Genomic DNA, 25,750 nt, shown 5'->3' with positions numbered 1-25,750 from the left:
TCGCATGCACATGAATGACGAACATCGGAAAGCCGTATGAGGGAAAACCTCACGTACGGTTTGATGAGGAGGGGCTGAAATTATTCAGTCCCTTACTCTAGTTGAAGTAACGGGCAGGAAGGTTCCAATTATGGTAATATGAGGTTTAAACGTGAATGGAGGGCCGAATTATGTTGAAATCTAAGTTTGGGATTATTTTCATCGTATGTATGATTGCACTAGTTGGTTGCTCTAAAGATAACAATGTCAAACAAAATGAGTATAGTTTGCAAGATGTTATAGGAGCTATTGAATCACAGAATTTAAAATTGGCATCATTCGGGATGACAGGTACATTACCAACGTTGAATGGAATTATTCCAGAAGTGAACTCGATTGAAGGAGAAGCAACAGTAGATCATACTGATCCTGAGTTTATTTATTTCTATATTTTTAGTACTGAAGCAGCTCGTAAATCCGGAGTCAAAGAATTTAATAAGCAGATGAAAGATGCCAAATTCACAACGTATCCTTATTTATATGAGAAGGGAAATATACTCAATATATATTGGGCTAAATCAAAAGAAAAGCCACTCTTTAATGAACCGATTAAATCAGCAATTGAAAAACTCTAAAGGTCAACTGACTGTCAAGTGAAATTGATTATCCGTTCAACTACTATGAAAGAACGGATTAACTTTCATGCTCTGTGGTGCAGCAAAGAGATGCATGGATGGCTAACGGGTACGATAGCGTCATGACGAAAGGCTGCCGACGAACTGGCAGCCTTCGCTCACCTAACGGGCAGATTTGCTTAATCATCAATTGCCGTGATTATGTATTTTTCTAATACGATACTAAAAGCAAGTTTAGTTTCTAAAAATCATCATTTTGATAGGAGAATATCTTAATGAAAAGACCTTTAGGGGTTTCTTTAATTAGTTATTTTTATATTTTCAGTTCTATAGTTTTACTTTTTACTTCAATTTTCTATGATGCTAATGCCAATCAGATAGGTATAGCTGCACGATTTGGATTATCAAATGCCCCTGAGCAATTAATGAGGGTGTTAGTGGCTCTTACATCTTTAATCATGGTCTTTGGATATATGAGGCTTAGAAAATGGGGATTTTGGATTATGATTGCATATTCCGTGCTGTTTGGAGTAATAAGTTTGTTGTTATCATTATCACATAATCAACAGCCTTTTACTGGGAATATGGTTTGGTCAATTATTGTATTACTGTATACAATTTATGTGAATAAAGCCTTCTTTCAAAATGAAACATCAGTAAAGCCTATTTAATTTATTACCACTCTTTTTAATGCCATCATCAACAATATTCATTGACAGAGTCAATATTAGAACAAAAAATGGATGCACTTTATTAAGCTAACTAGGTACAAGAGCTCAATGTGGCTGCCGCGATTAAGCGGCGGCCTCACTCCGTCTCAAGAGGCATTTTTAAAATATATAATGTTGTATGGCGAAGTTATTTCTTTAGGTGGTGGGCAGTTGAGACTTAAAACTAGTTTAGTGTGTTTGGTGATGTTTTTCATGATGACTGGTTGTTACACTAACAAATCATTGGATGACGCTATACAGAGGAAGTGGGAATCACCCATTAAAGTTCTTCTCATTGATAATAAAAAAGATACCGTTGTCTTTCTAGATCAAGACCAGTATGTGTTTAACACTTTCGAGAAAAAAGGTGACACCTACATTTATTCTACTGACGGGGAAGATGGATGGACATTTACTGATAATACCAGTAGTTGATAATGTGTTTATTGGTCATCCTTCACGGGATTTTTTCGAATCTGAAACTATGTTATGGAAATTTTCAGCGAAAGCATTCGATGAATACGGAAATATAATGGCTGTAACAGGTAATTAAATTAGAGCTTTCTTCCGTACAGATGAATTTGTTATTGAGCAATTACATAGCTTAATAACGCAGGACTGCCGCGTTGCTTCGAGGCAGCTCCTCTTTGGGTTGAAGTAACGGGTACGATAGTGGAGGAGCTTGCTTCGAAGCAGCTTCTCTTTAGTTTATTGAAGTAACGGGTACGATAGCACAATGCTGAACGGCTGCCGCGCGGCACCCTTTTTGGGTTTACTGTGTATATGTAAATAAATGGAGGCGAAACCGTTGAAGCAGAACGTACTAAAGTTCCTTTTTCTTTTGCTTGCATCGTTTCTGATGCTGGCCGGATACGGGGGCCAGGATACGGTTCGGTACTAAGGGCAGGGCTCGAGCCAAGTCCATTTGTGACACCGGTGAGCCTGACAAAGCAAAATTTTGGTCAAGTCCCTCGTTACTATATTGAAGGCCTTCGAGATCATGCCATGCCAATCGACATGCAGAGGCAAATGCAAGCCGCATCTCCTTGCAAGGAAGTATTCACGTTGGATACAGACCATTCGCCGTTCTATTCAACTCCAAAACAACTAAGTAAAATTCTGCTCAACATTGATTAAATTGTATCATTATTTCCTCGGTTCGCAAACGGACACGCAGGAAGACCTTACCGGCCAGCACCTGACAGGGAAGATCGTCATCGTTATGGGGGGGATATTCCGTACTCAGCTTGGAAACCATAAAAGCGCTCAATTGTATTGTTGAAGCATAAACTAATCACCTTAAGGTGTGAGAATGGATCTTTTTTTGATTATCCCTTTCGAACAAAAGAACGGGTAGATGGCAAATTTGAGTTTTTAATTTGTAATTAAAATAGGAGGATAAAAAATGGAACACTTTAAAAACGGGGAAATTTTGGAGGTACTTGGACCGACTATTCAGCACTTAACGGAGTTATCGGAAGATATACCTTTCTGCGTGATGAAAGGCGAGATTGGGCCAGGCGTAGCCGTGCCTGTTCATAGCCATGCGGATCACGAAACTTTCCATGTACTCTCCGGAGAGCTGGAAGCATTCACGGAAGATAGCTGGGTTGTCGTTCGGACCGGCGATACCGTAAACATTCCGGGAAACATGAAGCACGCTTGGAGAAACTCCTCGAGCGAAAATGTAACCTTGCTGATCGCAACGACAGTGAAAATGGGGAAGTTTTTTGTGGAAATTGGCCGACCGGCCGATTCCGTGCAGCCGGGTCCTCCCGAGCCGGCCGCTTTGCAACGTTTTTTTGAAGTGGCCCTAGCTTACGGCTATTGGCTCGGAACACCCGAGGAAAATGCCTCTATCGGTCTCTCGCTGGGCTAAGCTCGCCAAAAGCACCTCCATGCTCTTGACCGTAAGGGGCCGCCTAAGCGTTAACTTGGGTTGGCCCCTTACATATAGGACTTCGAGGATTGGCCGCGTCAGGACACTTTCCGGGCTGGCTATAGATTCCTTATCCCTCCTCGCAAATTAACCTTTCAGTTGCAGCGCGATTTCTCATCGTTATCTCATTTTCATGTTATAAGGTAGGTTGTGTAAAGCAGTGCTTCCCGACAGCATCGCTACATAATGGTCCGCGATGATCCTGCGCCTGCATGGGAATTCATGCCTCGCGCTGCAGTGCCGACCGCAAGGGTCTATGCTACGCTCCCCAATTATTGTTCATTTGGCACAGGATGTGTCTATATCGGCATGCGAGCCGCTCCAAAGATTGCGTAAAGCGAATCACTTTTTATGAGGGATTCTTCAAATGAATATTATTTTTCAATGAGGGGAAAACACATCTGAGGACATTAAATCAAATGGAGGATTTCTCTTGAAAAAACTCATCGCAAGTTTTTCATTGTTCGCTGTTCTCTTTATTATGCTGCTGTTCCCGGCTCAAGCCGAGCAATTGAAAGGCAATGATGATACGAACAGCGCATACGGTACGAATGGTACTTACGGCACGAACGGAATGAATAGCTATAGGGCCTATACTACAGGTATAAACGACAATGATAATACAGATTGGGGATGGGTAGGCCTTCTTGGTTTGATTGGTCTGGCTGGACTCATGGGCAGAAACCGGGGAAGGAACAAAGCTTAAAAACCCTGTTAAATAGCTCTCCTGAAAGTTCGAGATACACTGAAGACCCCGCTAACCGGTTGGTTGGCAGGGTTTTCAAATTAAACGGCATACAACCAAAAAAATTCCAGAACGTTTTTCCTTCTTTAAATGGAAAAATCGTTCCAGAGGTGATACGATGTACCTCCTCCCGATGTTACTAAGAAACGCGAAGATCCTTTTTTGATCCCCATTACTTGTATGAGTCCAATAAAAGATGGTATCCGCAGCGTACTCTCGCTTACGGCCGGACAGCCGCATCTTTACACCCGACACAAAACCGATATAACCCCATCATCCTGGACGGCGAGGTCGCCTGCGTTGATCCGGATACGGGCGACATGGACTTGAAGCGGTCATGTCCCGATTTAAGTAAGAGCCGTGCAGCGATCAAGACCCAATAGTTCGTCTATAAGTTCTTCTATTTTAGCATTGTTTACTGCCTGCATTAATTAGGTTAGACAACGTGTTCTCGAATGCTTTCGGCTTTGCAACCGAGCTTCGCACGTCTTCCCATCTGACTTGCAGTATGTTAATGGTGAAGAAATGGATCAGCTGCCGCTCGGGGGATAGCTGATGTCACAGGGAAGGAGGCAACCTGAAAGGGACTAAGAGCATGTATTGAAAAAATTCAGTGGACTCAAAATCTTTTCATCCGTCCATTCAGCAATTTTTATATCAACAAGCTAATCAAATCGGAATTCAAAACATGTAAACATGGAGAATTAAGGAGGAGTTTTAATACTATATACCGAGCCAAATGATATTGAGGCATTTGAGAACCACTATTGCAAATAAACGGACCCACTGGATATATGCAATCCTAACCAAGAAAGAAACCTTCCGCTTAGACTAAAAAGAAATACTTAGACATTGAGGAAAACCTTCCTAAAATCTACGAGGCGGTTACTTGTTATTCCCTTTTCTTCCTTCCGGTGACTGAAATGCCTTATTGATATCTTCCATACTATCCCAATCCAGTGGCCACGAGATAGTAGAGCCTGAAATTTTTAAAGATGAAATTAAAATTTTTTTAAACTCCGTTTTCTCACGAATGCTCGCTTATTCGCAGGATTTCACCCTTGCCAGAAATACAGAAAGATAGTAAGAGAACTCACGTGGTAGACCTGGACAACGTGAAGGCGTGAGGAAATAGAGGGGGAGACTATTCCCCCATGTTCTTCCATATCCTGCACGTTTCTCACGCCGCCCCTGGAGGTTTTCACTCATATCGAAGCAGGGAATCAATTTATCATCAAAACGTTTTTTTACTGAACGTGATTGGTTTCTGCGTCAGCCCAGTATCAAACAACTCGTACAGGAACATCGTGAATTTATGAGAGGGAAGGGTTCTTTGGTGAGCTTTTATAAGGATGAAGAATGGCTCATTTATGCCGAACCGGTTTCTCTGGATGAAAACTCCATCCAAGTGGAAGTGCTTGATTTGAAAAATATTCAAATAAAGCGGTATGAAGCAACCATTCCGGAACAAAAGGGTTTGTCTTATCTGTACGTGGCGGATGTACAGCGGGTTGGAAATGTCATTCATATTGTGAGCACATATCTTAGCGCGCAGACACGGATCACGCGGGTAGGTCCGTCAGAAATCTATTTCTATAGTGTAATTGACATGAAAAATGGAACATTAATCAGACAGAATCAGTTAAACGTTGGAGTCGACGTCAAGGATGATGAAGATCTTTCAATAAGCCGGAATACTGGTAACTCCTTCGGTCCCAGCGAATATTTATTGTTTGATGCCAGTGTAAGAAAAACCGTATCTGACGGAACCGATAACTTAATTTCGAGGCACCTTTTTTCCTACACATTCAAGACCGGGGAGCTGAAGACGCTTACTTTGCCTACAACGGAAGATCCTTTTGAATCGGTATTCGTTCAGCCTGGCAGCAATCAAGCGACTGTAATTAAAAAAGATAGCGTGATCAAAAACAAGTCGACATTCTCCGATATGATATTAGTACTGGGAAGATCGATAAGAAACAGACAATTACTGCCGAGCAACTGGGTGGAGACAAGATTTATACGGTTCTTACGAAAGAAGACAAGATATTCATTCTCTTGCACCGAAACGAGGTTCCCCAGGTTTTAGTACTTCATGCCACTGATGGAACTATTTTGTATAGTGGAGAAGTTGAATACACGGGGGCGGAGGAGAAAGCTGCCATAGAGATGAAAGAATTGACAGTATTGAACATGAATTTTAAAAGTTAACTAATGTTTTACCATGGGAGGACAAAATGTCTGCTCCAACAGGATGCGAAGATAGAGTCAAAACTCTGAGTAAGGTTGAAAATTTCTGCTATCAAATTGCATACTACCTGCTTCTGGACGAAACGTTGGCTGCCAATGCGGCGATGAAGGCGTTGCTCGCCGAAAGCCCGATTTTTTCCGAGAGACATCAACAGTCCAACAAGAAATAACGAAATGGGTTACGATCAGCCTCCTCAAATAACTTGAGAGACTATACCTTTTCTTGTTATATGGACTTTTTCAGTGGCCTCGTATTGGTCAGGAGTCATCTTTTTTAATTCCCATTGATACCTGTGGCCATAAGCTCCATCTTATCCCAATATGCTTTCGTCAACAAGCTGCGAATCAGACCTGTCAGGTTAACGTTTCCGATAAACGCCTCTATTTCGTGGTCGATGGCCTTCCAAACAGATGGGTGCAGGGTGATCTTTACCGCATGATATCGCCCACCTTGGGTCGGCCGGCACCCTCGGGAGCACCACCATTATTTTTCCATCAATGTCTACCACCACGATTATTAAACAAGCATTGCTAGTTAAGTTCTTAGAGCCTATTAATTCAAAATGTGCGAATATACCACGCCATTCGTCTCGTCCGATATTTGACTTCTTTCATATGCTGATGGGTAGTAACTCATTCACTTATGAAATGGAGTGATCTTGACTAAATGCCAACTATAAAAAATTGCAAAAAAAGGTCACCACACAAAATCGTAAGGAATTGTGCATCGATCAGGCAATTGCAGGCTCAATTGCAAGCCCAACTCCAAGCCCAATTACAGTTCCAAGCGCAAATACAAGCGCAATTGCAAGCACAAGCACAAGCTCAACTACAATACCAAGCGCAAGTACAGTCGCAGATCCAGGAGCAGTCACAGGAACAACTACAAGCGACAATTCAATTACAAGCTCAGATTCAGGCTCAGCATCAAGCGCAATTACAATGGCAAACCCAAATGCAGGGGCAGATGCAGAGTGAAAAGACGACCGTGAATATCAGATCATGTGACCGTCCTGAGCCACCGCCACCGACTATTTAAGTTGTGGAAACGACTTAAATAGTGAATAAATTCTGAATCGGCTCAAGATTATAGTAGCGGGGAATGGTTCAAGATTCGTGAGGTCGAGGGCAAGTAGAATATGGAATAAGCTTCAGCGCAGCTAAAAGCGTCAAGCTGCCATCCTGTAATATATGTCGTTTATTCAAATATCTGCTAGCGTGATCGTTTGGATCGGTCCGCCATAGTAGGCACTTTCGCCTTCCGACGATCGGCATTCTTTGCAAAACTAAAAAAGTGTATGACACTGTACCCGTTCCGGAAACACCACCGGACGCGGTGTGAAGCAAATCGGAACGGGTACAATTGGGAAGATAAGCGGTACACATTCTTGAGATTCGACACCACTATCCAGAAGAGGGACTACTGCAGATTCGAAACCCGAAAACCAGTGGGTCCCTATGTGCGAGGCGCACGACCTAACTATTCGTTAGTGAACAAACAACGGCAATCTGGGATTTTACGTTTAAGTCCTGGACTGCCGTTTACTATTTTTCTGAAGCCACTCTAATAGTAATTATGAGAAACTGCCGACCCTGGCAGATGCTCAGTCTTGGCTCAAAATATAAAGTGGAATTTTTGTTCATATGGGTAGCTTTTTGCATCAATTATAACTACTTGGTTAAGTCTTAATTGAAAGTACATAAATTTTTCGTAACAGAAGGTTTTGCATTCTTCGATGAAGGAAGTCCATATACCTGGCTTAAATGGATGGTTGAGATTTAAATGGAGATATTCAGATCCGGGGAAAAAGAGCTGTATTTTTTGTGTCAGAAATCATGATTTTAGGCTGAAGTTAACAAAATGCACAATCTGTTAAATTGGCGAAAACGCATGCGGGTAGCTGAAAAGCAGCTGCCCGCAAAGCGTTGGCTTCCTCCCCCGACACATATCCGCCATCGTTATTCTGTTGGCGAATTTCTTCTTCGCTTAAATGTCGTCGGGTTTCTGCAGGTCAGGCTCTTTCCTACAAAGCGGATTTCTTCCAGAACGATCGATCAAATACTGTAGGAAGTCGAAGACCGTTTTCTGATCGTGTTGCTATGCTTATTTCGCAAGCATGCAACATATCCCAGGCGCTGCGCTCAATCTGGATGAGGACTTGAACCCGTTTGTATTTACAATTTAATTACGTCAAGATGATCGCTGTCTAATCTTCCCAATACTTCAACAACAAGAGCTGAATTTCCGACAAGACGAACGAAATATACCATTTTTTTGCATAATTCATTCTTTCTTAATCTAGTGCTAATTTTTCGTGAATAAACGGATGATATACTCTCTAGTGAATCTACTAAACGAGAGGATGAATTAATATTGAAAAAATCTTTGGCTTGGCTCATGGTCCTGTGCATGATGGTTCTGCCCTTGCTGACGTATGCGGGGCAGGCAGTAGCTGCGAAGGCCCCAGAGAAAAAGGACAAAGAACTGGGAATCAAAATCATGACATACAACATTCATCACGCCGAAGGCTCGGATGCCGTACTCGATCTGCAACGAATCGCAGATATCATCGGGCAGTCTGGAGCTGACATCATCGGCCTGCAGGAAGTTGACAATCATTGGTCGGAACGGGGTATCGCTTTTTTTAACTCATTGGTTCTTTTATGTCTAAAGGTTAAATGACAAAGAATAAGCGTTTTCCATTTCCCGCCGATCAGATCCAGCGTCGCTTCCACAGGGATGTTATAGGATTTCGGATTACGGGCCACAATGTCACCTCACGCGGTTTATATGCTGTATTATAGCATAAATCAAATGGACCTCTCGCGGCATGAAGCGGAATGGTGAGAGCGTCATAACGGCCACCATGCCGGCTGGTTCCATTATGATAAGAGATGACCGGATGTGGCATCGCGGCACGCCGAATCAATCGGATCATCCCAGACCGAACATTGCCCTGATTTATACGGCAGCGGAAAACGGACCGCAGCAGGGCAGCATTCAAATTCCGCAGGAGACCTACAATGGGTTCTCCGAAAAAAACGAAACAACTCGTTCGCAAAGAGAAAATTGGCTTTCCGGCAGCTCAGCCTTACTAAGCGAGCCATCCTCACCTGACCGCACGGTCAGGTATTTATTTCTACGGGCACACTGTGAGCTGACCATAGTCATTGAGGCTCAACCGTCAGTTCGCCTTGTTCAAATGACTATTAAAAAAACACCAAACACCACCAAGTAGGATAATGTTGGCCAATCAAAAATTTGGTCCAATGAGCCGTGAACTTGGTAACCGTCTGCTAGTATTCCAACAGCAACGACACAAAAGTTTTCGGGATTGAGTTTCGCAACGCACGCAGATCCCAGCGCACGGTGCGGCGTTGTCTGATGGGGGGGACCACATTATGGAGGTCCGCATCGTGGTCTTTCAAGAATAGAAATCCTAACTGGTTGGTTGCTTCTGGTTAGTTGTGTTAACGACAGTGGCTGCAGGGAAATCGTCTCCAGAAAAACCGATAGATTTTGATATTTTTAACGCCGTTTGACTGACCAGATTACCGATCACAGGAATTTCGTGAATGGTTAGTTCTGCTCTTAACGCAGTCACGCTGATTGATGCTTTCAAACGGCCCTCCGCGTCAAAAATCGGAGCACCGATGCAGCGTACTCCAAGCTCCCCTTCCTCGTCCTCGACCGCATAACCCTGCTTACGGATCGTCTCCAAGGCTGCCTTGAATTCACGAATAGTAGTAATGGTGTTCTCTGTTTTCTGCGGAAGCCCTTTGGTTGCTATAATTTCATCAAGCACCGAATCCGGGATGTAAGCAGCTAAAGCTTTCCCGACACCCGATACATGTAGCAGTTGGCGCTGTCCGATGTATGTGGAAAATTTGACGAAGCCCTGATTTTCCAGCTTCTCAATGAATAGAGCCTCACCTTGATCCAACACTGCCAGATGAACGGTATATTTAGAGTCTTCCAACAGCTTCTGCATATAAGGCATTGCGAACTGACGGATATCCATTTTGTTGAGAATGGAATATCCGATGGTCAGAAACTTTGTGCCAATCATATATTTGCCATCTTTTGTTTTGGTAATGTACGCCTGACTTTCAAGCGTATTTAATATGAAAAAGGCGCTTGTTTTTGGAATATCGACGAGCTTGCATAAGTCGGTTACACCAATCGGTTTATCTTGTTCTGCCAGAGTTTCGATAATCGAAAGCGCTTTGTTAAGTGTGGGCACATTATATTTGTTTTTCGATTTTTCCTGATCCATAAGGACTCCTTTTTATCAATAGGATAGCAATTTTTTTTAAACAGCGTTTATCTAAAGTATACATTTGGACATCTGAGGTTGCAACAGCTTTATAAAATAAATTCGCTTAAAGAACCATTAGCCATAGTGGAGTTCTTTGGAAAATTATAGTTGACATTTATAAACACCATTTAATATTATAAACGTAGTTTAAAAAACACGCATTGAATCATGAATATTGGTGACTGAGCATTTACAATCTTAAGGGATTTCATCATTTTAAACAATGTTTGGTTTACGTTGGGTTTGATGCGCGGTTTTCAAGGGGGCGGTGTGTACATAGTGCAGTAATTGTTCAAAGGATGACTGTTGTGTGTTGTTTATAATTCATGGAGGTGCGGGTGGATGAATATGAAAAGATCCAGAATGTTCAGTTTGATAATGGCGCTGTTGCTCATTTTCATTTCAGCTTGTTCCGAAAGTCCGACGAAATCAACGACGACTCCTGCAGACAATGCCACGACTAACACGAGTGATGCAAAAACTAACGAAACCAGCACAACGGAATCGACTAAACAAGAAAACGTTAATAAAGAAGAGTATGTCATTAAAACATTTGCCGACAGTCGTGTGACTAACCACGTCAAACGATTCAGCGATACGCCCATCGGTAAAATTGTAAAGGAAAAATTCAACATCGATTTTGAATTTGTTCCATTCCCAGCGGGGGGAGATATCAAGCAGAACTGGAACTTGATGCTTGCCGGCGGGAACTACCCCGAAATTATATATGCACGGTGTGAGTGTCTGGACACGTTCTCGAAATATATACAAGCCGGTGCCGTGCTGCCACTGGATCCCTACCTCGACAAGATGCCAAATTTCAAAGAACTGTACAAAGAATCTTTGCCATATTGGAAGCATTCCGCCGGGGACGGCAAGCTGTACAACTGGAGTATTCTCGTACCGCAGGACAAGTACAACTGGCTTGAAAGCAATGATATCGCGGTTCGTGCGGATATTCTAAAGGAAGCCGGGTATCCGGAGCTGCTGACTCCGGATCAGTATGTAGATCTGCTTGCCGACGCTATCAAGAAGCATCCACAGACTAACGGCAAGAAGACGCTTGGCGTTGTGGCTCCTTTCGGAGAGGAGTGGGGGATGGCCGGTATCGCACCAATCCTTTACGAGAAAGGGTACAATGTCCAGGTTGCCAATAGCGCCGTCATCTGGAACCAGAAAGACGAAGTATGGGAAGACATGTTTACCAATGAATACACGAAGGAATCTTTCCAATTCTTTAACAAACTTTATAGGGCTGGGGTTCTTGATGAGGAAAGTTTTACGGACAAGGCAGCCCAAACCGCAGAGAAACTGAAAAGCGGCAGAGCTCTTGCGGCATGGTATGTTTGGGGGGATGCAGTGGGATCAAACCAGGCGCTGGCACAAGCTGGCTACCCCGAATTATCCTATATCAAGCTGCCGATTATGGCACAGGGAGCTCTGGATAACGGTGAGAAGAACTGGACACCTCTGCAGGCAACCCGTCCGTTCGATTATGTATGGCTGACCAAAAACACCAAGCATCCGGAAAGGATCATGGAACTCGTTGAATGGGCATCTTCAGATGAAGGCCAAACATTGCTTCAAAGTGGCATAGAGGGTGTTCATTACACCATAGTGGATGGAAAGCGTGTTCCAACCGACGCCTATTTGAATGGCCCCCAGGAGGATCCGGATTATAGCGTGAAAGAAGGCTTTAGCCTGGCTAGCTTCATTGGATGGGTTATGAAAAATTCTCCAACGGATGATCAACCATACAATATGATGAATATTCCGGCTATCAAAGACCGCAATCTCAATGATGTCGAGAAGGAAACGCTTAAGGGGATGGGCTGGGAATCTACTGACGACTGGTGGCTGAAGAACGCAGAGTCGGTGCCGACCGGACTTGCAGCTGGCATCACGGTAGCCCCTAGTTCCTCATTTGGTGCTCTGGAGACAAAATTGACGGAATTCCGGGTCAAAAATACATTAAAGCTGTTTAAGGCGAAGAGTGATGAGGATTTTGAAAATCAATATAATGACCTGATCGCTCAGTATAACAAGATGAATCCCCAATCCTTGGTTGATGAATACAATCGAATGTACAAAGAAGCAGAGGCAGACCTCAAAAAATACGAATAAAGAAGTGATATGCAGGAACCGAATTCCGCAGCGAACGGTATCCGGTTCCGTTCCTTAAAGTAAAGGAGTGAATGCCTTATGGGCACTCAGAGTGGGGAAACGATAGCATTGGCGGAAGCCGGGACCGGGCACCGGTCGAGAGCGTTCCGGTGGTCCAGAATATATAGACACCGCTATTTATATCTCATGGTGATGCCAGCCATTCTGCTCGTATTACTGTTTTCCTATATTCCATTGTTCGGCTGGATAATCGCTTTTAAAAACTATCAGATCGGCTTGAGTCTCTGGAAGGCGGAATGGATCGGTACCGAACAGTTTTCAAGTTTCTTGCTTCAAAGCAGCGATTATTTATACCTGCTCCGAAATACGCTGGTCATGAATGTATCGTCAATTATTGTAAACCTTGTTATAGCTGTTATATTTGCGATCCTTTTAAATGAGCTTCGTGCCAAAAGATTTGCAAAGTTTATTCAGACTGTATCTTTTTTTCCTTTTTTCATCTCTTGGGTCATCGTTTATTCCATGATGAATGCCCTCTTCGGTGTATCAACCGGGGCGATAAATGAGACGTTGATCAGCTGGGGCTTTCTCTCAGAGGGTCTCGACTTACTTGGGGATCCGCGGTATGCATGGACACTAATTATTCTAATGTCGTTATGGAAGTATCTTGGATATAACGGTGTCATATTTATTGCGGCCATTGCATCAATCTCCCAGGATCAATATGAAGCGGCTGAAATCGACGGGGCGTCCCGTTTTCAGAAAATCATGTTTATTACGATCCCGAGCCTCACGCCAACAGTTGTCGTACTGCTAATCATGAACAGTGGATGGATTCTCAATTCGAATTTTGATCTGTTTTATTTATTCACAAATCCCAATAACTGGCCACGTATGGAAGTATTAGATATGTATATTTATAAATACGGATTGCAGCTCACCAACTACCCTTACGCGACTGCGGTGGGGATTATTAAGTCCTTTGTCAGCATTCTGATCCTTCTGTCGGTAAATCGTATTGCTAGAAGATTTACAGGGCGGGGAATCTTGTAGAGGGGAGGGAGCACGATGGGAAGGCGATCTGCCTCTGGCATAATATTTGATTTGGCCAACTTGTTGTTCATGCTGCTTTTGGCCGTATTGATGATCTACCCATTTCTTTATATTTTCAGTTACTCCTTGAGTGTACCGACAAGACTTGGCGGTGGAATGCTGCTGTGGCCTCAAGGATTCACCATCGATTCATACAAGGCTGTATTTCAGCAGCCTTCCTTGCTGCACGGTATTCTCGTCTCGGTAACCCGAACCATTCTGGGTCCTATAGTCATGATTATCATTACCTCGATGGCAGCTTATGTGTTAACCCGGGACGAGTTGTTCGGTGTAAAATCCATGCGTAAATTTTTTGTCTTTACCATGTATATTAGCAGTGGATTGATTCCCTTGTATTTGCTCGTGAAGTCTGTAGGATTGATGGGCTCCTTCTGGGTTTATATCATCCCAGCGTCCGTCTCGGTATTCAATATGATTCTTATCAAAACCTATATTGAAAGCTTGCCCAAAAGTTTGGAGGAAGCGGCTTTAATCGACGGGGCTAACGACCTTGTTCTATTCTGGAAGGTTATCTTCCCTATATGCACGCCTGTTATTGCGGCAGTTGTCCTATTTACCTGCGTGGAGCAGTGGAATTCCTTCATAGATACCCAGATCTATAACGTTATGAATCCGGAGAACCATACTCTGCAATATATGCTCTATCAGACGGTTTCGGGAGCATCCTCGTTGGAACAGGTGAAAATGAATCAGAAGACTGTTAATTTCACGCCGCAAAGCATTAAGATGGCGATCACAATCATTACAGTGCTTCCCATTGTTTTCGTTTACCCTTTCCTGCAAAAACACTTTTCCAAAGGTTTATTGATCGGTTCTATCAAAGGTTAAAACGTTGAAGGATGAAGGCTGAATGTTCAGATGGAAGACTTGAAGATGAGGAAAGAGCTGCTCTAAGGAGAGACGCAGAGATGTATATATAACCAATTTTGGGATGAAGGAGCTAACTTCAGATGGAAAATGTGTCAATCAGCGTATATAAGCTTAGGCTGCGTTTCGAGCAGGGTGAAGGCATGTTTCTTGAGAATCAGTCTTCCGGACAGGTCTGGTTATGGCCATCGTCCACACTTGGTGCAGCAAGTGAGAAATCTGCCAGGAACACGGATACATCGCTCAAACCTTTCAACGGACAGGAACCGATTGTTCTGGAGTCTGCCACCGATTGGGAGATCAAAGCTGTGAATACGGATGGCAGGACTATACGGCTGGAGCTTTCGGGACCCGAGGGAAGGCTCGTTCAGCACTGGGAGCTTGAGTCCATCGGAGTCAATGTATGTACGGAAATCATCGAGTGGAAGGAAAGTCTTCGAGGCGTCAGGGTCATTTCTCCGGGCATTGTGAGGTCCGCTTCCGGAACTTCCCCCGTGGTGCTGCCAATCTACCAGGGCCTGCTCCACAATAAAGGTGCATATGCTGCACTCATCAAGCCAGGATCCCATGGCAGACATCAACAGGGTGTAACCGGATTGCTTGGTTCGGCGGATGGCCTATCCGCCATTGTGGATTTGAATTGGGACTATGAGATATACATTAATGCCCATGAGAATCTTGAAGACGCAGTAGCTTACGTACCGCTTACGACCTTTGGTAAATATATTGATTCCTATACGACGCACTTTCGCATATGCCGTTCCACTGTATTTGATATAGCCCAAACATATCGGGATCACAAAGTTGCCCAGAACCGGTTCAGGACGTGGGATGAGAAGTTGAAGACAACACCCGAATTGGAGAGCATGTTTGGCGCTCCTCATTTTTTTATTGGATATTTTGACAGTGGCCATGATTATCTTGGCGCAATGAACGGGGCGAAAGCAATGGGATTCGATCACGCGTTCGTATACCCTACAGTATTCCGCAGTTTCAACCCGGAAATGCCGCTGAAGGATGGGACGAAATGGATCGATATCAGCAGGATGCATCAAGAGATTAAGGACCTCGGCTATCATATTGCATCATGGTCCTGGCCTGAGGAGGCCGCTATCCAATCCGGTTCCGGAAGGGGCTTATGGTCTATTCTGGGATTGAATGAACAGGGACGCTATGCCGAAGGGTGGGCAACCGGCGACTATCAATGGTATACGGTTGCTGGAGAAGCGCAAGTACAATTCATGCACTGGGCCCAGCAAAATATGTGGCCGGAGCTTACAGCCCAGCATTTCGATGTCACCGGTAACAAGGTGGTTGCTCACAGGTTCGGAAACAGACTGTTTAACCGGGCGGCTGACGTGGAATGCCGGAGATCCTTATTGGAACAGGCCGCTTCTATCGGACCGGTATCGACAGAGGGATTCTGCGACGGATTCCAGGAGGCGATCCATTGCGGGAGTGTGATGGCTTATCCTGCTTGGGGTGACAGTGATTGGTGGACTGTTCCGCTAAATTCAATTATTTATCACGACAGTGCGATGAATGTCTGGTGGGAATGTGACAGTTATAACAATCCATACCACCAGCAACAGCATCATCGTGACCGACACGCAGCTCCGGCCGGGGGAGGTAAGGCGTTACTGCAATCACTTTGGGACGCATTGCAGGGAAGTCCCCCAAATGTGTTCTTGTGCGGCAAAATGTACCGGCCGTCAGATGATGTGAATTTCGCAAATGGTTATAATTTCTATGAAATCGGCTATTACGAAGAGTCGACACAGCAGGCGCTGAAACTAGCAAAGCCTGTTGCCGAGCTGCATAAAAAGATAGGGAAGGAGCAAATCATAGGCTATGACCTCCTAACAACGGACGGCCGGGTCCAGCGCACTTCATTCAAGAACGGGACTACGGTTACCGTAAATTTCGGTCATGAGAGTTGGACCGACGGCGTTAACGTGTATCAATCAGAGTCCTGGTCGTTAAGCTGAGGTTTTGATAAAGGCATGATCTCCCAGGGATGAGAAGAAAACCGCGATTATCATACTGGAAAGGAAGATGGTTATGAGAATATTGGCAGTCGGAGCTCATCCGGACGATATTGAACTGCAGTGCGGCGGTACGCTGGCATTGTATCAACAACAGGGGCATGAAATTTATATGGCCGTATCAACGAATGGGGACAAAGGAAACTTCGATGTCGACCCCACCGAGTTGGCTGAAATCCGGGAGTCTGAATTCCGTGCCTCCTGTCAGGTACTCGGCGCTACCGCGATATGGATGGGCTATGAGGATGAGTATCTTGTCAATGATTTGTCCGGTCGGCTCACATATGTAGACATGATCCGCAGCGTTAATCCGGATCTTGTCATCACGCACAGTCCGAACGATTATCATCCGGACCATCGATATACGCACCAATTGGTATGGGATGCGATCACACTAGCAGGCGTATCGAATGTAAAGACCAAGCATCCGGCAACCAACCGCCAGGTCACGCTTTATTTTATGGATAATCTGGGCGGTATTGAGTTCCATCCGACCGAGTTCGTCGACATCACGGCGGCGATGGATCTAAAGAAGAGTGCGCTGGGTAAACACGTGAGTCAGCTCCGCATTTTTCGCGATTTGTTGGATGTTGATCTGTCGGATGTGGTGGAAACAGTCGGTAAATTCAGGGGCTATCAGGCGGGCTGCAGGTACGCGGAGGCATTTACCAAAGCAGAAGCCTGGTACAGAGGTCTTTCTGAAAGACTCCTGCCGGTAGGCGGCAGTGAGAGCCGATTCGTCTACAAAACGAAATGAAGACGATCACATTTCATAAGCCTTCACACGGCCCGCCGGGTGATGAGAAGCTCTTTCTTGACCGATGGTTTGATGGCTTTCGGCGGGATAAAGGCATTGAGGCGGCATACAGGATCCCGCCCTGGGAGGAGTGGCGTGCCAGACTGCACGCATGGACCGACCGGGAGGACATACACATCATTTATATTCCTGGCTCTTGGCTGCCTGAATTGTCGGCCAAGGGGTTATTGCGGGATCTGTCGTTAGCCATACCTGAGTTCGTAAAACGCTGGGAGGTGCGGTATTCGGCAGAATTGTACGCAATGGGACGTTTTGGAGGCAGGCAATTCGGTATTCCCGTCTATGGTGCGGTATGGTGCTTCATGTATAATGACCGGCTGCTTAAACGCGCGGATATTACCGCCCCTCCTGCAACATGGGAAGAACTCATGAATTGTGCGAGAAAGATTAATGCCGCCATCAATAATGTCATTCCATACGGCATTAATGATGACTCTGACGGACATTTCGTGGACCATGGCTTCGTTTATCTGTTCGCAGGCGGACTGGCAAAATGGAAAAGCTGCGGTGAATCGATTCGTTTCGATAATGAATGGTCTGTAAAGGGGCTTTCGCAACTCCAGGATATGGTGACACAGGGGCTTGCTAACATGCCGGTTAACTCACCGAGCCACCGCATTAAGGAACTCTTTTTTGCGGAACAAGTGGCAATGACCGTAGGGCCGTCGGACTGGATTCTCGAGCAGAGGCGCCGATTTCCGGAGCTTTCCTTACGCGTGGCCATGATGCCCTGCCCTAAAGGAGGGGATCCGCTGTCCTACGCGTCGTGTGGCTTCTACTGTATCATGGCGGGAGATGGAGAGTTACGCGCAGCGGCTTCCTTGTTGAATGAGTTGCTCGAACCGCGTCATCTCGAGCGGCATATCGCAACGGTCGGTATGCTGCCACTCCAAACAGATATGAACTTATACGGTCAGGATGTGGAAATGTCTCTGTTTGTCAGGCAAGTTGCACTTAGCGGGTCACTACCTACCGCCGATGCCGACTTTTCCGGGCCATTGACCCGTGAAATGCTTTCCTGTCTGAACCTGGAGAAGTCTCCTGAAGAGGCGCTTCGGAACGTCAATACGCTCCTATAACAGTATCGATAGGAAAGGGACTCACCATGTTCAACACCGTTTATATTGCGTATCGCCCCTAACCGTAAAACCAGTTTCTAACGCGATACGTTGAGGAGGATGAATTTTAGTGGTTACCAATAAGGATACGGAAATGTTCAAGATTATGAAACAAAAGCTGTATACCGGCGTCATTTGCGATACGTTGGATGAACTGGGTTACCGGAACCAGGCGATGCGTGAAAATATTCGTCCACTGGGTACGCATGTTCCGGAGCCTATTGCGGGAAGGGCGAAGACGATTCTATCGGTGGATGTCTATCATATTCCGGAAAACCCTTATGAGCATGAAATAGCAGCCATCGATAGTATCAAGCCCGGAGAAATCGTCGTAGCATGTACCAATCAATCCGTTCAAAACGGTTTATGGGGAGAGCTGTTGTCCACGGCATCCAAGATGCGAGGAGCCAATGGAGCCATTATCGACGGCCTTATAAGGGACACGAAGAAGATCGCAGAGATCGGATTTACGGTCTACTGTACCGGGATAAAACCAGTCGATTCCCGGGGAAGAGGATCCGTGATCGGCTACGATTGTCCGATTGAGGCTGGAGGGGTTACGGTTAATCCCGGCGACGTGATTTTTGCCGATGCCGATGGTGTTGCCGTCATTCCTTCCGAGATCTTTGAGAAGATCGTTACCGCCGCACAGGAAAAAGTAGAACGCGAGAATCACACACGAAAGGAACTGCTTGACGGCAGACTTCTTCGAGAAGTGTACGACAAATACGGTGTACTTTGAGGTGCGACGATGAAGATTACAGATATTGAACTCTCGATTCTTGAAAGTCCCTACGAATATGGAATGGCAGACGATGCAGGTGATTCGCGTGGTCCGAAGTATGCGATGCTGGTGAAAGTGCATACGGATGAAGGGGTAACCGGCATCTCCGACTGTGATTCCCATCCGCATGTCATGAAAGCGATCATCGATGCCCCCCGTTATTTGCCAGGAATGTCAGAGGGGCTGAAATATGCGGTGATCGGGTCCAATCCTTTCGAATTCGACAAAATATGGAACAGAATGTATCAAAGCGGGTTCTATCATGGGCGTCGTGGTGCGGTGGTTCAGGCTATGAGTGCCATTGATATAGCGATATGGGATATTATCGGCAAGGCTACAGGGCAGCCCGTCAGTGTAATGCTGGGGGGAAGAAATCATGAAAAAATCAAAGCATATGCCAGCACTTTATTTCGTAGCACACCACAGGGGATGAAGGAGGCGGTGCAGAAATATCGGGAACTTGGCTTTAGGGCGGTAAAGTTCGGCTGGGGTGTTGTGACAGCCAATCCTCGCCTTGTAACGGGTCTGGTTGAGGCGGCTCGCCTGGAAGCCGGGGACGAGATGGATATTATGATTGACGGGATATGGACATCCGATTTAAAACTGGCAATTCAGCTTGTTAAGGAGCTTGAGCCGTATCGTTTATTCTTTGTGGAGGAGCCGCTAAAGTCGGATGACCTTGAAGGGTATGCCAAACTAGCTCGCAGCGTGAGCACTCGTATCGCCTGCGGTGAACAGTTAGGGGGTTTATACGAGTATCGTCAACTGATCTCACAAGGTGATGTAGATGTCATTCAGCCCGATCTGACCAGGGCCGGCGGTCTTACAGAAGTGCGCAAGCTGGTATCCCTGGTGGAGCACAGCGGCAAGCTGCTGATTCCCCATGCCTGGACATCCGATGTATTGACCGCCGCTTCGCTGCATCTTAACGCTTATCAGAAAAATCCGGTATTTCAGGAATTCTGCACGAACGATACACCTTTGAGTCGGCAGCTAGCCACGAATCCGCTGGTCCTCGGCGAAGACGGTTATCTCCAGGTTCCGGATGGTCCCGGTATCGGAATTGAACTTCATGAAGAGGCGGTTAGAGCATACACAATTGACAAAGTAAAGGTGGCGTGTACATGACTTCGATGAAGTGGGAGACAGTTTTCGATGGACATACCCATTTATTTGGGCCTGGACATGTAGGGGGAAGCTTCCGGTCAGATGCAAAACGCGCGTGGGGGCAGGGCTATGAACTAATGGCGACGCAGGAAGATCATGCCCGGGCTTTTAATCAATATGCAGGCGCGATTGTTCTGGCATTCAATTGTCCGGCTACAGGAGTCGTTGTACCAGATCTATATGTTTCCGACTATGTTCGATCACGCCCCGGTCAGCTTTTCGGTTTCGCGAGTGTAAACCCGCACGACCCGGATGCGCCGCAAATACTGGAATATTCGATTAAGGAGCTGGGATTATCAGGTTTGAAGCTTGCGCCGATATATCAAAATTTTTATCCCGATCGGGAAATCTATTTCCCGATCTATAAGAAAGCTGCGGAGCTTGATATTCCAATTCTTTGGCATCAGGGAACCTCATTCGTATCGGAGGGATTTCTTGATGCTTCCCGGCCTGCCATGCTGGATCCGATCGCTCGTGCGTTTCCGGAATTGAAGATGGTTATCGCTCATCTTGGTCATCCGTGGCATGGAGAATGTGTATCGGTCATTCGCAAGAATCCAAATGTGTACGCGGACATGTCTGCGCTTGGTTCCAGGCCGTGGCAATTTTACAATGCCATGATGAACGTCGTGGAATACGGTGTGCCCCATAAGGTGCTATTTGGCTCCGACTATCCGTTCTTCACAACGAGTCAGACCATAGATTCATTCCGCAGAATCAATGATTTGACGGAGGGAACCAAGCTGCCGCGCATCCCTGAAGAGGTCATTGAGTCGATTATCTACCGTAACACTGCTATGGTTCTTGGACTTAAATCATTAATACAGAAGCGGGGTGACGCTTAGTTGAGAGCGTTGGTATGGAAAGAAAATGGCGGTATTGAACTGGAACCGGACTGGAAGGAGCCTGACCGCTCTGGACAAAGTATCGTTGTTCGCGTTAAAGCGGCCGGTATCTGCACAACGGACATCCACATGATCACCGGCAAGCTGGAATTCGCCCATCCACCATGGGTGTTAGGGCATGAGATGTCGGGAATCGTGGAAGAAGTCGGTCAAGGAATCGAAGGCTGGATGCCCGGCGACCGGGTCATCATAGATCCAGTGGTCACCTGTGGTAGCTGCAGTTATTGCCTAAGCGGGAAAAAATATCTCTGTCCACATGGTGGAGAGCTTGGAACGACCTGCGGCAGTGGCGGCTATGGCGAATTTGTCGTGGTAAAACAAAGTAATCTGTACCCTCTTCCGGATAATATGAGTTTCGAAGAAGGGGCGATGATGGAGCCGCTAAATTGCACACTGGGAGCTATCGAGCGTGTTCGGAATATGGCGGGGGCAAAGGTTGTCGTTTTCGGACCTGGGCCCGCAGGGCTGCTATTCATGCAGTTGGCCAAAGCATACGGCGCCTTATCAGTAACCCTGGTAGGTCTGGATGATGAAAGGCTCGCTCTTGGCGTTCAGCTGGGGGCGGACCAGACCATTAATCTAAACCGGATAGACGGGGAAGGCAACATTTTAAAAATGGCTTCATTTGATGTTGCCATTGAGGCATCCGGCAGTGAGCGGGCTGTCAGGGATTGTTTCAAATACGTTGCATCCAGCGGAACGGTTGTGCTCTATGGCCTGCATGGGAACGGCAGGATGACAATTGACTCCGATGTAATCGTCAGCAAGGATTTAACGGTGTGCACCTGCATCTCCGCTCCAATGTTGTGGGAGAAGGGGATCAGGCTAGTTGAAGCGGGTAAATTGAATGTCCGTCGCGTCATTACCGATATTATTCCATTCAACGAGGCAGAAGAAGCTCTTAATGCCATTGTAAATAAAACGAATCAGCCAATCAAGGCAGTCATAGCTTATTCCTGAAAAAAGGTAAGGGCAAAAATAATAGCGACCTCCGGCAGGTATTTCGTTCGATGTTGATGCGCTGTAATTAATGGCTGAGTGTTAACGGCAGTAAAATACGAAGGAGGCTGACCATGTATCATAAATATCTGAATCTCCCGAACATAAATATTGGGATTGACACTTCGCGAGTCATAGGACCATTTGAATGGTGGAGACATTCCTTGGGACACGGCGGAATTAATAGTATGCCACTGCCAGATAAAGTCGTACAAGGTGCCGAAAAACTGGGCACAAAGCTCATCCGGACTTTTCTCCAGGAATATTTCTTCATTTATCCCGACCATGACAAGTTCGACTGGAGCAGGATGGACCCCTATATGGATGCCTTGAGCCGAACGGGAGCCGATATCGTAGCATGTATCTGTATCAAGCCGAAAGTGCTGTTCCCGAAGATCGACCAGAGAATTTGGCGTCCTAACAATGTCGGTGAATGGCAAAAGGTCATCTATGAGCTTGTAAAGCGATATTCCGTAGACAAAAAAATTGTTACATACTGGGAGATCGCGAACGAGCCCGACATTGGAGAGTGGGGTGGCTGTCCGTACCTGATCGAAGATGCCAAGGATTACATGGAATATTATCAATTCACCCTGGAACCCATTCTGAAAGCATTCCCTTCGGCAAAGATTGGTGGAATGGCTATAGCCAACGGTCAAAATAGGCTTCTATACGATTTTATTGAAATGTGTCACGCAGACAATATTCAACTGGATTTTGTTTCCTGGCACCTTTACAACGACGATCCGTTCCAGCATAAAAATCTTGTTAACAATGTGAAACAGGCACTCGACAAGTTCGCGACACGGCCGGAGATGCTGGTTACCGAATGGAACAAAGGGTTCGACCAGGTCAGCATTGAGGAACTGGCCATGATGCCGAGAAGAGCAGCCTCCGTCGCCGCTAGCATTTTCGAAATGATGGATGCTGGACTAGACTGGTCCTTCTATTATCATGTATGGGATCAGACCTGTTATCCTGAAGAGTTTTCACCCTTCTTTGAAGATGTAACCATAATGCTGACACATTGGAACGAGATTCCTCACCGGTTCGGTCTGTTTGGCGTTTACGGTGAAGTGAGACCGCAATATTTCGTGTATCAGATGCTTTCCCGGATGGGTGATAGGGAAATAGAGTGGCAAAGTGATGATCCCGAATTATGGGTACGTTCATGTGTTGGTGGTGATCAAATTGCGTTAATGATCTCGAATTATCAGAAGGATATGGACAAATCGGAAGATAAACTTGTGACAAGTCATTTTAAAAATCTGCAGCCTGGCCATAAAGAGATCACAGTTTACCGAATAGATGGGAACCGACGGTGGTCAGAGGAAGATATGGAGTTACTCCCTGTTGAAAATCGTGAGATCTCCGTCGCAGAGGGCATAGAATATAAGATTCAGGTGTATTGTCCTTCCGACAGTGTGACGATGGTAGTTCTTAAAAACAAGTAAGTAAATTGGGAATCACAGCACTGATTCTTTAATAAAACGATCTTGACTGCCGGACCTCCCGGCAGTCATTTTTTTGATGATATTGAAGGGAGTAAATGCGTTTTCGTCTATGCTGATAAACGTTTAAGGAGTGGCATATGATTGAAAAGTACACATTAGCGAATAAGCCTGATCGGAAAATGTTCGTCTTTGTGAAAAATGGTAAGTATTATGGCCACATCGTTAAGGAACGGACTGATAAGGCGCCGGCGCGGATTTTGTTTGAAACAGACAAGTACGATACTGTTGATGCGATAAAGGAAGACAATACGGCTCTAGAATGACACAAATGCTCAGCCGGCCCCGGATGAATCCGCATCCGGAGCTGACGTCTGCGGCATGGCCAGCTTAACTGCAGGTCAAGCAGCTGCTCGGCCCCCGCGGGCTTCGAGCAGCCGGCTCGATTCACTGCTTGCCGGATCCGGCGTTTCCGTCCGGAGCTGATGGCATGCTGGCGAAGCTGCAGGAGAACCTGGAGCGCGGCCGGTTTTTTTAGTTTGAGGGATTGTTGTGTCACCATTGAGGTTAATTGAGTTACTGTCCCCCGGCAGTATTCGACTGATGCTTTAATAAATCACGGCGTGCCAAAAACTATCGTCACCTGCATCCGTTCACAAGCATCAACACTCTAATCGCGAGCCATATACCATGGTCCAGATTGGATCCAGACCATCAATGTACACATTGCCCATCCAAGGTGTGCCGCAGATGTGCAAATAGGCGTATGGAGTACCATCGAACATCACCCAGGAACCTGCATCTCTAATCGTATTAGGCAGTCCGCTCTGCTTGGCATTAAAAGGCCACACGATCATCCAGTGGGGACCAATCGGAATTGCCGGGCTTGTTCTATCAAAAGGATCGGTGTTACTGTGCTGCGTGGCACCACATAGCATATAAATGAGGCCCGGAGCCCGATTCGTGGGCCGTGGCCTCTTGACGATATAGTCCATCACCCATTGTAAGCCCATAGGATCGGCACACATAGGAGGATTGCCAATCTGATTCTCATCGCCAGGAAAACAGACCCAGTTGTTGGTCCCTCGCCGCAGTATGACCAGATTGCCGTCTCCACCCATTTCCGCAACTGTTGCATCTTTGGTGATGTTCAGAGGGCCTGACAACATCGCTCTCGCAATCTTAATACCGAGGGTCTGTTCTTGCTTCGATGTAGGGACTGGCTGTCCAGACGGCATCATTGCAACCGCACTGTTACTGTAAGAGCCAGAGGCCCCTTCTTGATATACCGAACGGGGGGTGTGACTACTTTCATTATTACCTGAAATATTAGCAAGAGGATCGATAAGGGTCTTTCCATTCATTGTTGCTTTAGTTCGGGATGCCACAGAGGAGCGATTTCTCCTTGTTTTTTTGAGCGTTGATTTTCCCTTTGCCATAAACTTCTTCCTCCCTTTATTTTTACTCTTATATAAAGATCTCGCTCGCCAGTAGGATAGAATCCCGTCTTCTCCACAAAAATATATTTCAGATGTCTTGTATTAATGATAACTTTTTCACCTACGTGTTTGCTGCAAACGTGGCGGTTCCGCCCAGCTGTCGGGCCGCCAGCGGCTTCACGCGACGTAGATGCGATTTATTCTATAGAAACTTCGATGGGCTGAGAGATTAATATATCGATACAAGTAAATCCCATTCCCCCTACAGACATTAAAAAAATAACTATCGTCGCTTGGATGGTTATTTTTTATTTTAGACTACCGACACTTTGTCGACAGTCTGG

At 45.8% G+C, this 25,750-nt stretch carries 24 protein-coding genes and 1 pseudogene; 22 read left to right on the top strand and 3 right to left on the bottom strand.

The window, feature by feature from the left end:
• Positions 1 to 170 precede the first annotated feature (170 nt).
• The 9 genes from AC0YNV_RS35675 to AC0YNV_RS35635 all read left to right on the top strand — a co-directional run bounded on the left by AC0YNV_RS35675 (position 171) and on the right by AC0YNV_RS35635 (position 8,941).
• On the top strand, positions 171 to 614 hold the full coding sequence (locus tag AC0YNV_RS35675; RefSeq protein WP_475772293.1) for a hypothetical protein: 444 nt from the start codon (positions 171 to 173) through the stop codon (positions 612 to 614).
• Between the two features lie 275 nt (positions 615 to 889).
• The gene (locus AC0YNV_RS35670; protein ID WP_475772292.1) at positions 890 to 1,285 is read left to right on the top strand and encodes a hypothetical protein; all 396 of its coding nucleotides are present in this window, start codon (positions 890 to 892) and stop codon (positions 1,283 to 1,285) included.
• Positions 1,286 to 1,393: 108 nt separating this feature from the next.
• A complete protein-coding gene (locus AC0YNV_RS35665; RefSeq protein ID WP_475772291.1) occupies positions 1,394 to 1,759 on the top strand; it encodes a hypothetical protein in 366 nt (121 codons plus the stop codon).
• Positions 1,760 to 2,729: 970 nt separating this feature from the next.
• Positions 2,730 to 3,203, top strand: a complete 474-nt coding sequence (locus tag AC0YNV_RS35660; protein ID WP_475772290.1) for a cupin domain-containing protein — start codon at positions 2,730 to 2,732, stop codon at positions 3,201 to 3,203.
• A 493-nt stretch (positions 3,204 to 3,696) separates the two neighbouring features.
• The gene (locus AC0YNV_RS35655) at positions 3,697 to 3,969 is read left to right on the top strand and encodes a WGxxGxxG family protein (protein WP_475772289.1); all 273 of its coding nucleotides are present in this window, start codon (positions 3,697 to 3,699) and stop codon (positions 3,967 to 3,969) included.
• A gap of 1,375 nt (positions 3,970 to 5,344) precedes the next feature.
• A complete protein-coding gene (locus AC0YNV_RS35650) occupies positions 5,345 to 6,097 on the top strand; it encodes a hypothetical protein (RefSeq protein WP_475772288.1) in 753 nt (250 codons plus the stop codon).
• Positions 6,098 to 6,245: 148 nt separating this feature from the next.
• A complete protein-coding gene (locus tag AC0YNV_RS35645; RefSeq protein ID WP_475772287.1) occupies positions 6,246 to 6,428 on the top strand; it encodes a hypothetical protein in 183 nt (60 codons plus the stop codon).
• 497 nt (positions 6,429 to 6,925) lie between these two features.
• The gene (locus tag AC0YNV_RS35640) at positions 6,926 to 7,297 is read left to right on the top strand and encodes a hypothetical protein (RefSeq protein WP_475772286.1); all 372 of its coding nucleotides are present in this window, start codon (positions 6,926 to 6,928) and stop codon (positions 7,295 to 7,297) included.
• A gap of 1,359 nt (positions 7,298 to 8,656) precedes the next feature.
• Positions 8,657 to 8,941, top strand: a complete 285-nt coding sequence (locus AC0YNV_RS35635) for an endonuclease/exonuclease/phosphatase family protein (protein ID WP_475772296.1) — start codon at positions 8,657 to 8,659, stop codon at positions 8,939 to 8,941.
• Here the strand turns inward: AC0YNV_RS35635 and AC0YNV_RS35630 are convergent.
• Positions 8,890 to 9,027, bottom strand: a pseudogene (locus AC0YNV_RS35630) (winged helix-turn-helix transcriptional regulator); the annotation flags it as partial. The gene AC0YNV_RS35635 and the pseudogene AC0YNV_RS35630 sit on opposite strands and share 52 nt — an antisense overlap.
• Before the next feature lie 62 nt (positions 9,028 to 9,089).
• Between AC0YNV_RS35630 and AC0YNV_RS35625 the strand changes: the two are divergent.
• Positions 9,090 to 9,497: a hypothetical protein gene (locus tag AC0YNV_RS35625; protein WP_475772285.1), complete on the top strand. Its 408-nt coding sequence runs from the start codon at positions 9,090 to 9,092 to the stop codon at positions 9,495 to 9,497.
• Positions 9,498 to 9,698: 201 nt separating this feature from the next.
• Here AC0YNV_RS35625 and AC0YNV_RS35620 read toward each other — a convergent pair whose 3' ends face one another.
• Positions 9,699 to 10,535, bottom strand: a complete 837-nt coding sequence (locus AC0YNV_RS35620; protein WP_475772284.1) for an IclR family transcriptional regulator — start codon at positions 10,533 to 10,535, stop codon at positions 9,699 to 9,701.
• A gap of 384 nt (positions 10,536 to 10,919) precedes the next feature.
• On the opposite strand from AC0YNV_RS35620, the gene AC0YNV_RS35615 reads away from it, so the two are divergent.
• The 12 genes from AC0YNV_RS35615 (at position 10,920) to AC0YNV_RS35560 (ending at position 24,293) form a co-directional block, all read left to right on the top strand.
• Positions 10,920 to 12,701: an extracellular solute-binding protein gene (locus tag AC0YNV_RS35615; protein ID WP_475772283.1), complete on the top strand. Its 1,782-nt coding sequence runs from the start codon at positions 10,920 to 10,922 to the stop codon at positions 12,699 to 12,701.
• Between the two features lie 186 nt (positions 12,702 to 12,887).
• A complete protein-coding gene (locus tag AC0YNV_RS35610; protein ID WP_475772282.1) occupies positions 12,888 to 13,754 on the top strand; it encodes an ABC transporter permease in 867 nt (288 codons plus the stop codon).
• Positions 13,755 to 13,769: 15 nt separating this feature from the next.
• Positions 13,770 to 14,642 (top strand): carbohydrate ABC transporter permease, encoded by an 873-nt coding sequence (locus tag AC0YNV_RS35605; RefSeq protein ID WP_475772281.1) that lies wholly within the window; start codon positions 13,770 to 13,772, stop codon positions 14,640 to 14,642.
• 122 nt (positions 14,643 to 14,764) lie between these two features.
• Complete coding sequence (locus AC0YNV_RS35600) at positions 14,765 to 16,669, top strand: hypothetical protein (RefSeq protein ID WP_475772280.1); 1,905 nt, start codon at positions 14,765 to 14,767, stop codon at positions 16,667 to 16,669.
• Between the two features lie 73 nt (positions 16,670 to 16,742).
• The gene (locus tag AC0YNV_RS35595) at positions 16,743 to 17,483 is read left to right on the top strand and encodes a PIG-L deacetylase family protein (RefSeq protein WP_475772279.1); all 741 of its coding nucleotides are present in this window, start codon (positions 16,743 to 16,745) and stop codon (positions 17,481 to 17,483) included.
• Positions 17,480 to 18,622, top strand: a complete 1,143-nt coding sequence (locus AC0YNV_RS35590) for an ABC transporter substrate-binding protein (protein ID WP_475772278.1) — start codon at positions 17,480 to 17,482, stop codon at positions 18,620 to 18,622. The genes AC0YNV_RS35595 and AC0YNV_RS35590 overlap by 4 nt, the downstream gene beginning before the upstream one ends.
• Positions 18,623 to 18,731: 109 nt before the next feature.
• Positions 18,732 to 19,403 carry an RraA family protein gene (locus AC0YNV_RS35585; RefSeq protein ID WP_475772277.1) on the top strand — a complete coding sequence of 224 codons (672 nt, stop codon included), beginning with the start codon at positions 18,732 to 18,734 and terminating at the stop codon, positions 19,401 to 19,403.
• Between the two features lie 9 nt (positions 19,404 to 19,412).
• Positions 19,413 to 20,573: a mandelate racemase/muconate lactonizing enzyme family protein gene (locus tag AC0YNV_RS35580; protein ID WP_475772276.1), complete on the top strand. Its 1,161-nt coding sequence runs from the start codon at positions 19,413 to 19,415 to the stop codon at positions 20,571 to 20,573.
• Positions 20,570 to 21,457, top strand: coding sequence for an amidohydrolase family protein (locus tag AC0YNV_RS35575; protein ID WP_475772275.1), 888 nt, complete (start codon positions 20,570 to 20,572; stop codon positions 21,455 to 21,457). The genes AC0YNV_RS35580 and AC0YNV_RS35575 overlap by 4 nt, the downstream gene beginning before the upstream one ends.
• Entirely contained in the window at positions 21,458 to 22,477 is a 1,020-nt protein-coding gene (locus AC0YNV_RS35570; RefSeq protein WP_475772274.1) for a zinc-dependent alcohol dehydrogenase, read from the top strand.
• A gap of 113 nt (positions 22,478 to 22,590) precedes the next feature.
• Positions 22,591 to 23,970, top strand: a complete 1,380-nt coding sequence (locus tag AC0YNV_RS35565; RefSeq protein WP_475772273.1) for a GH39 family glycosyl hydrolase — start codon at positions 22,591 to 22,593, stop codon at positions 23,968 to 23,970.
• Between the two features lie 137 nt (positions 23,971 to 24,107).
• Positions 24,108 to 24,293 (top strand): hypothetical protein, encoded by a 186-nt coding sequence (locus AC0YNV_RS35560; protein ID WP_475772272.1) that lies wholly within the window; start codon positions 24,108 to 24,110, stop codon positions 24,291 to 24,293.
• A 336-nt stretch (positions 24,294 to 24,629) separates the two neighbouring features.
• On the opposite strand, the gene AC0YNV_RS35555 is transcribed toward AC0YNV_RS35560, so the two are convergent.
• Entirely contained in the window at positions 24,630 to 25,406 is a 777-nt protein-coding gene (locus AC0YNV_RS35555) for a hypothetical protein (RefSeq protein ID WP_475772271.1), read from the bottom strand.
• Positions 25,407 to 25,750 lie beyond the last annotated feature (344 nt).

The sequence above is a fragment of the Paenibacillus sp. JT31N11 genome, from assembly GCF_056269285.1.
The sequence above is the reverse complement of the archived record's forward strand: the minus strand, read 5'-3'. Positions and strand labels throughout refer to the sequence as shown.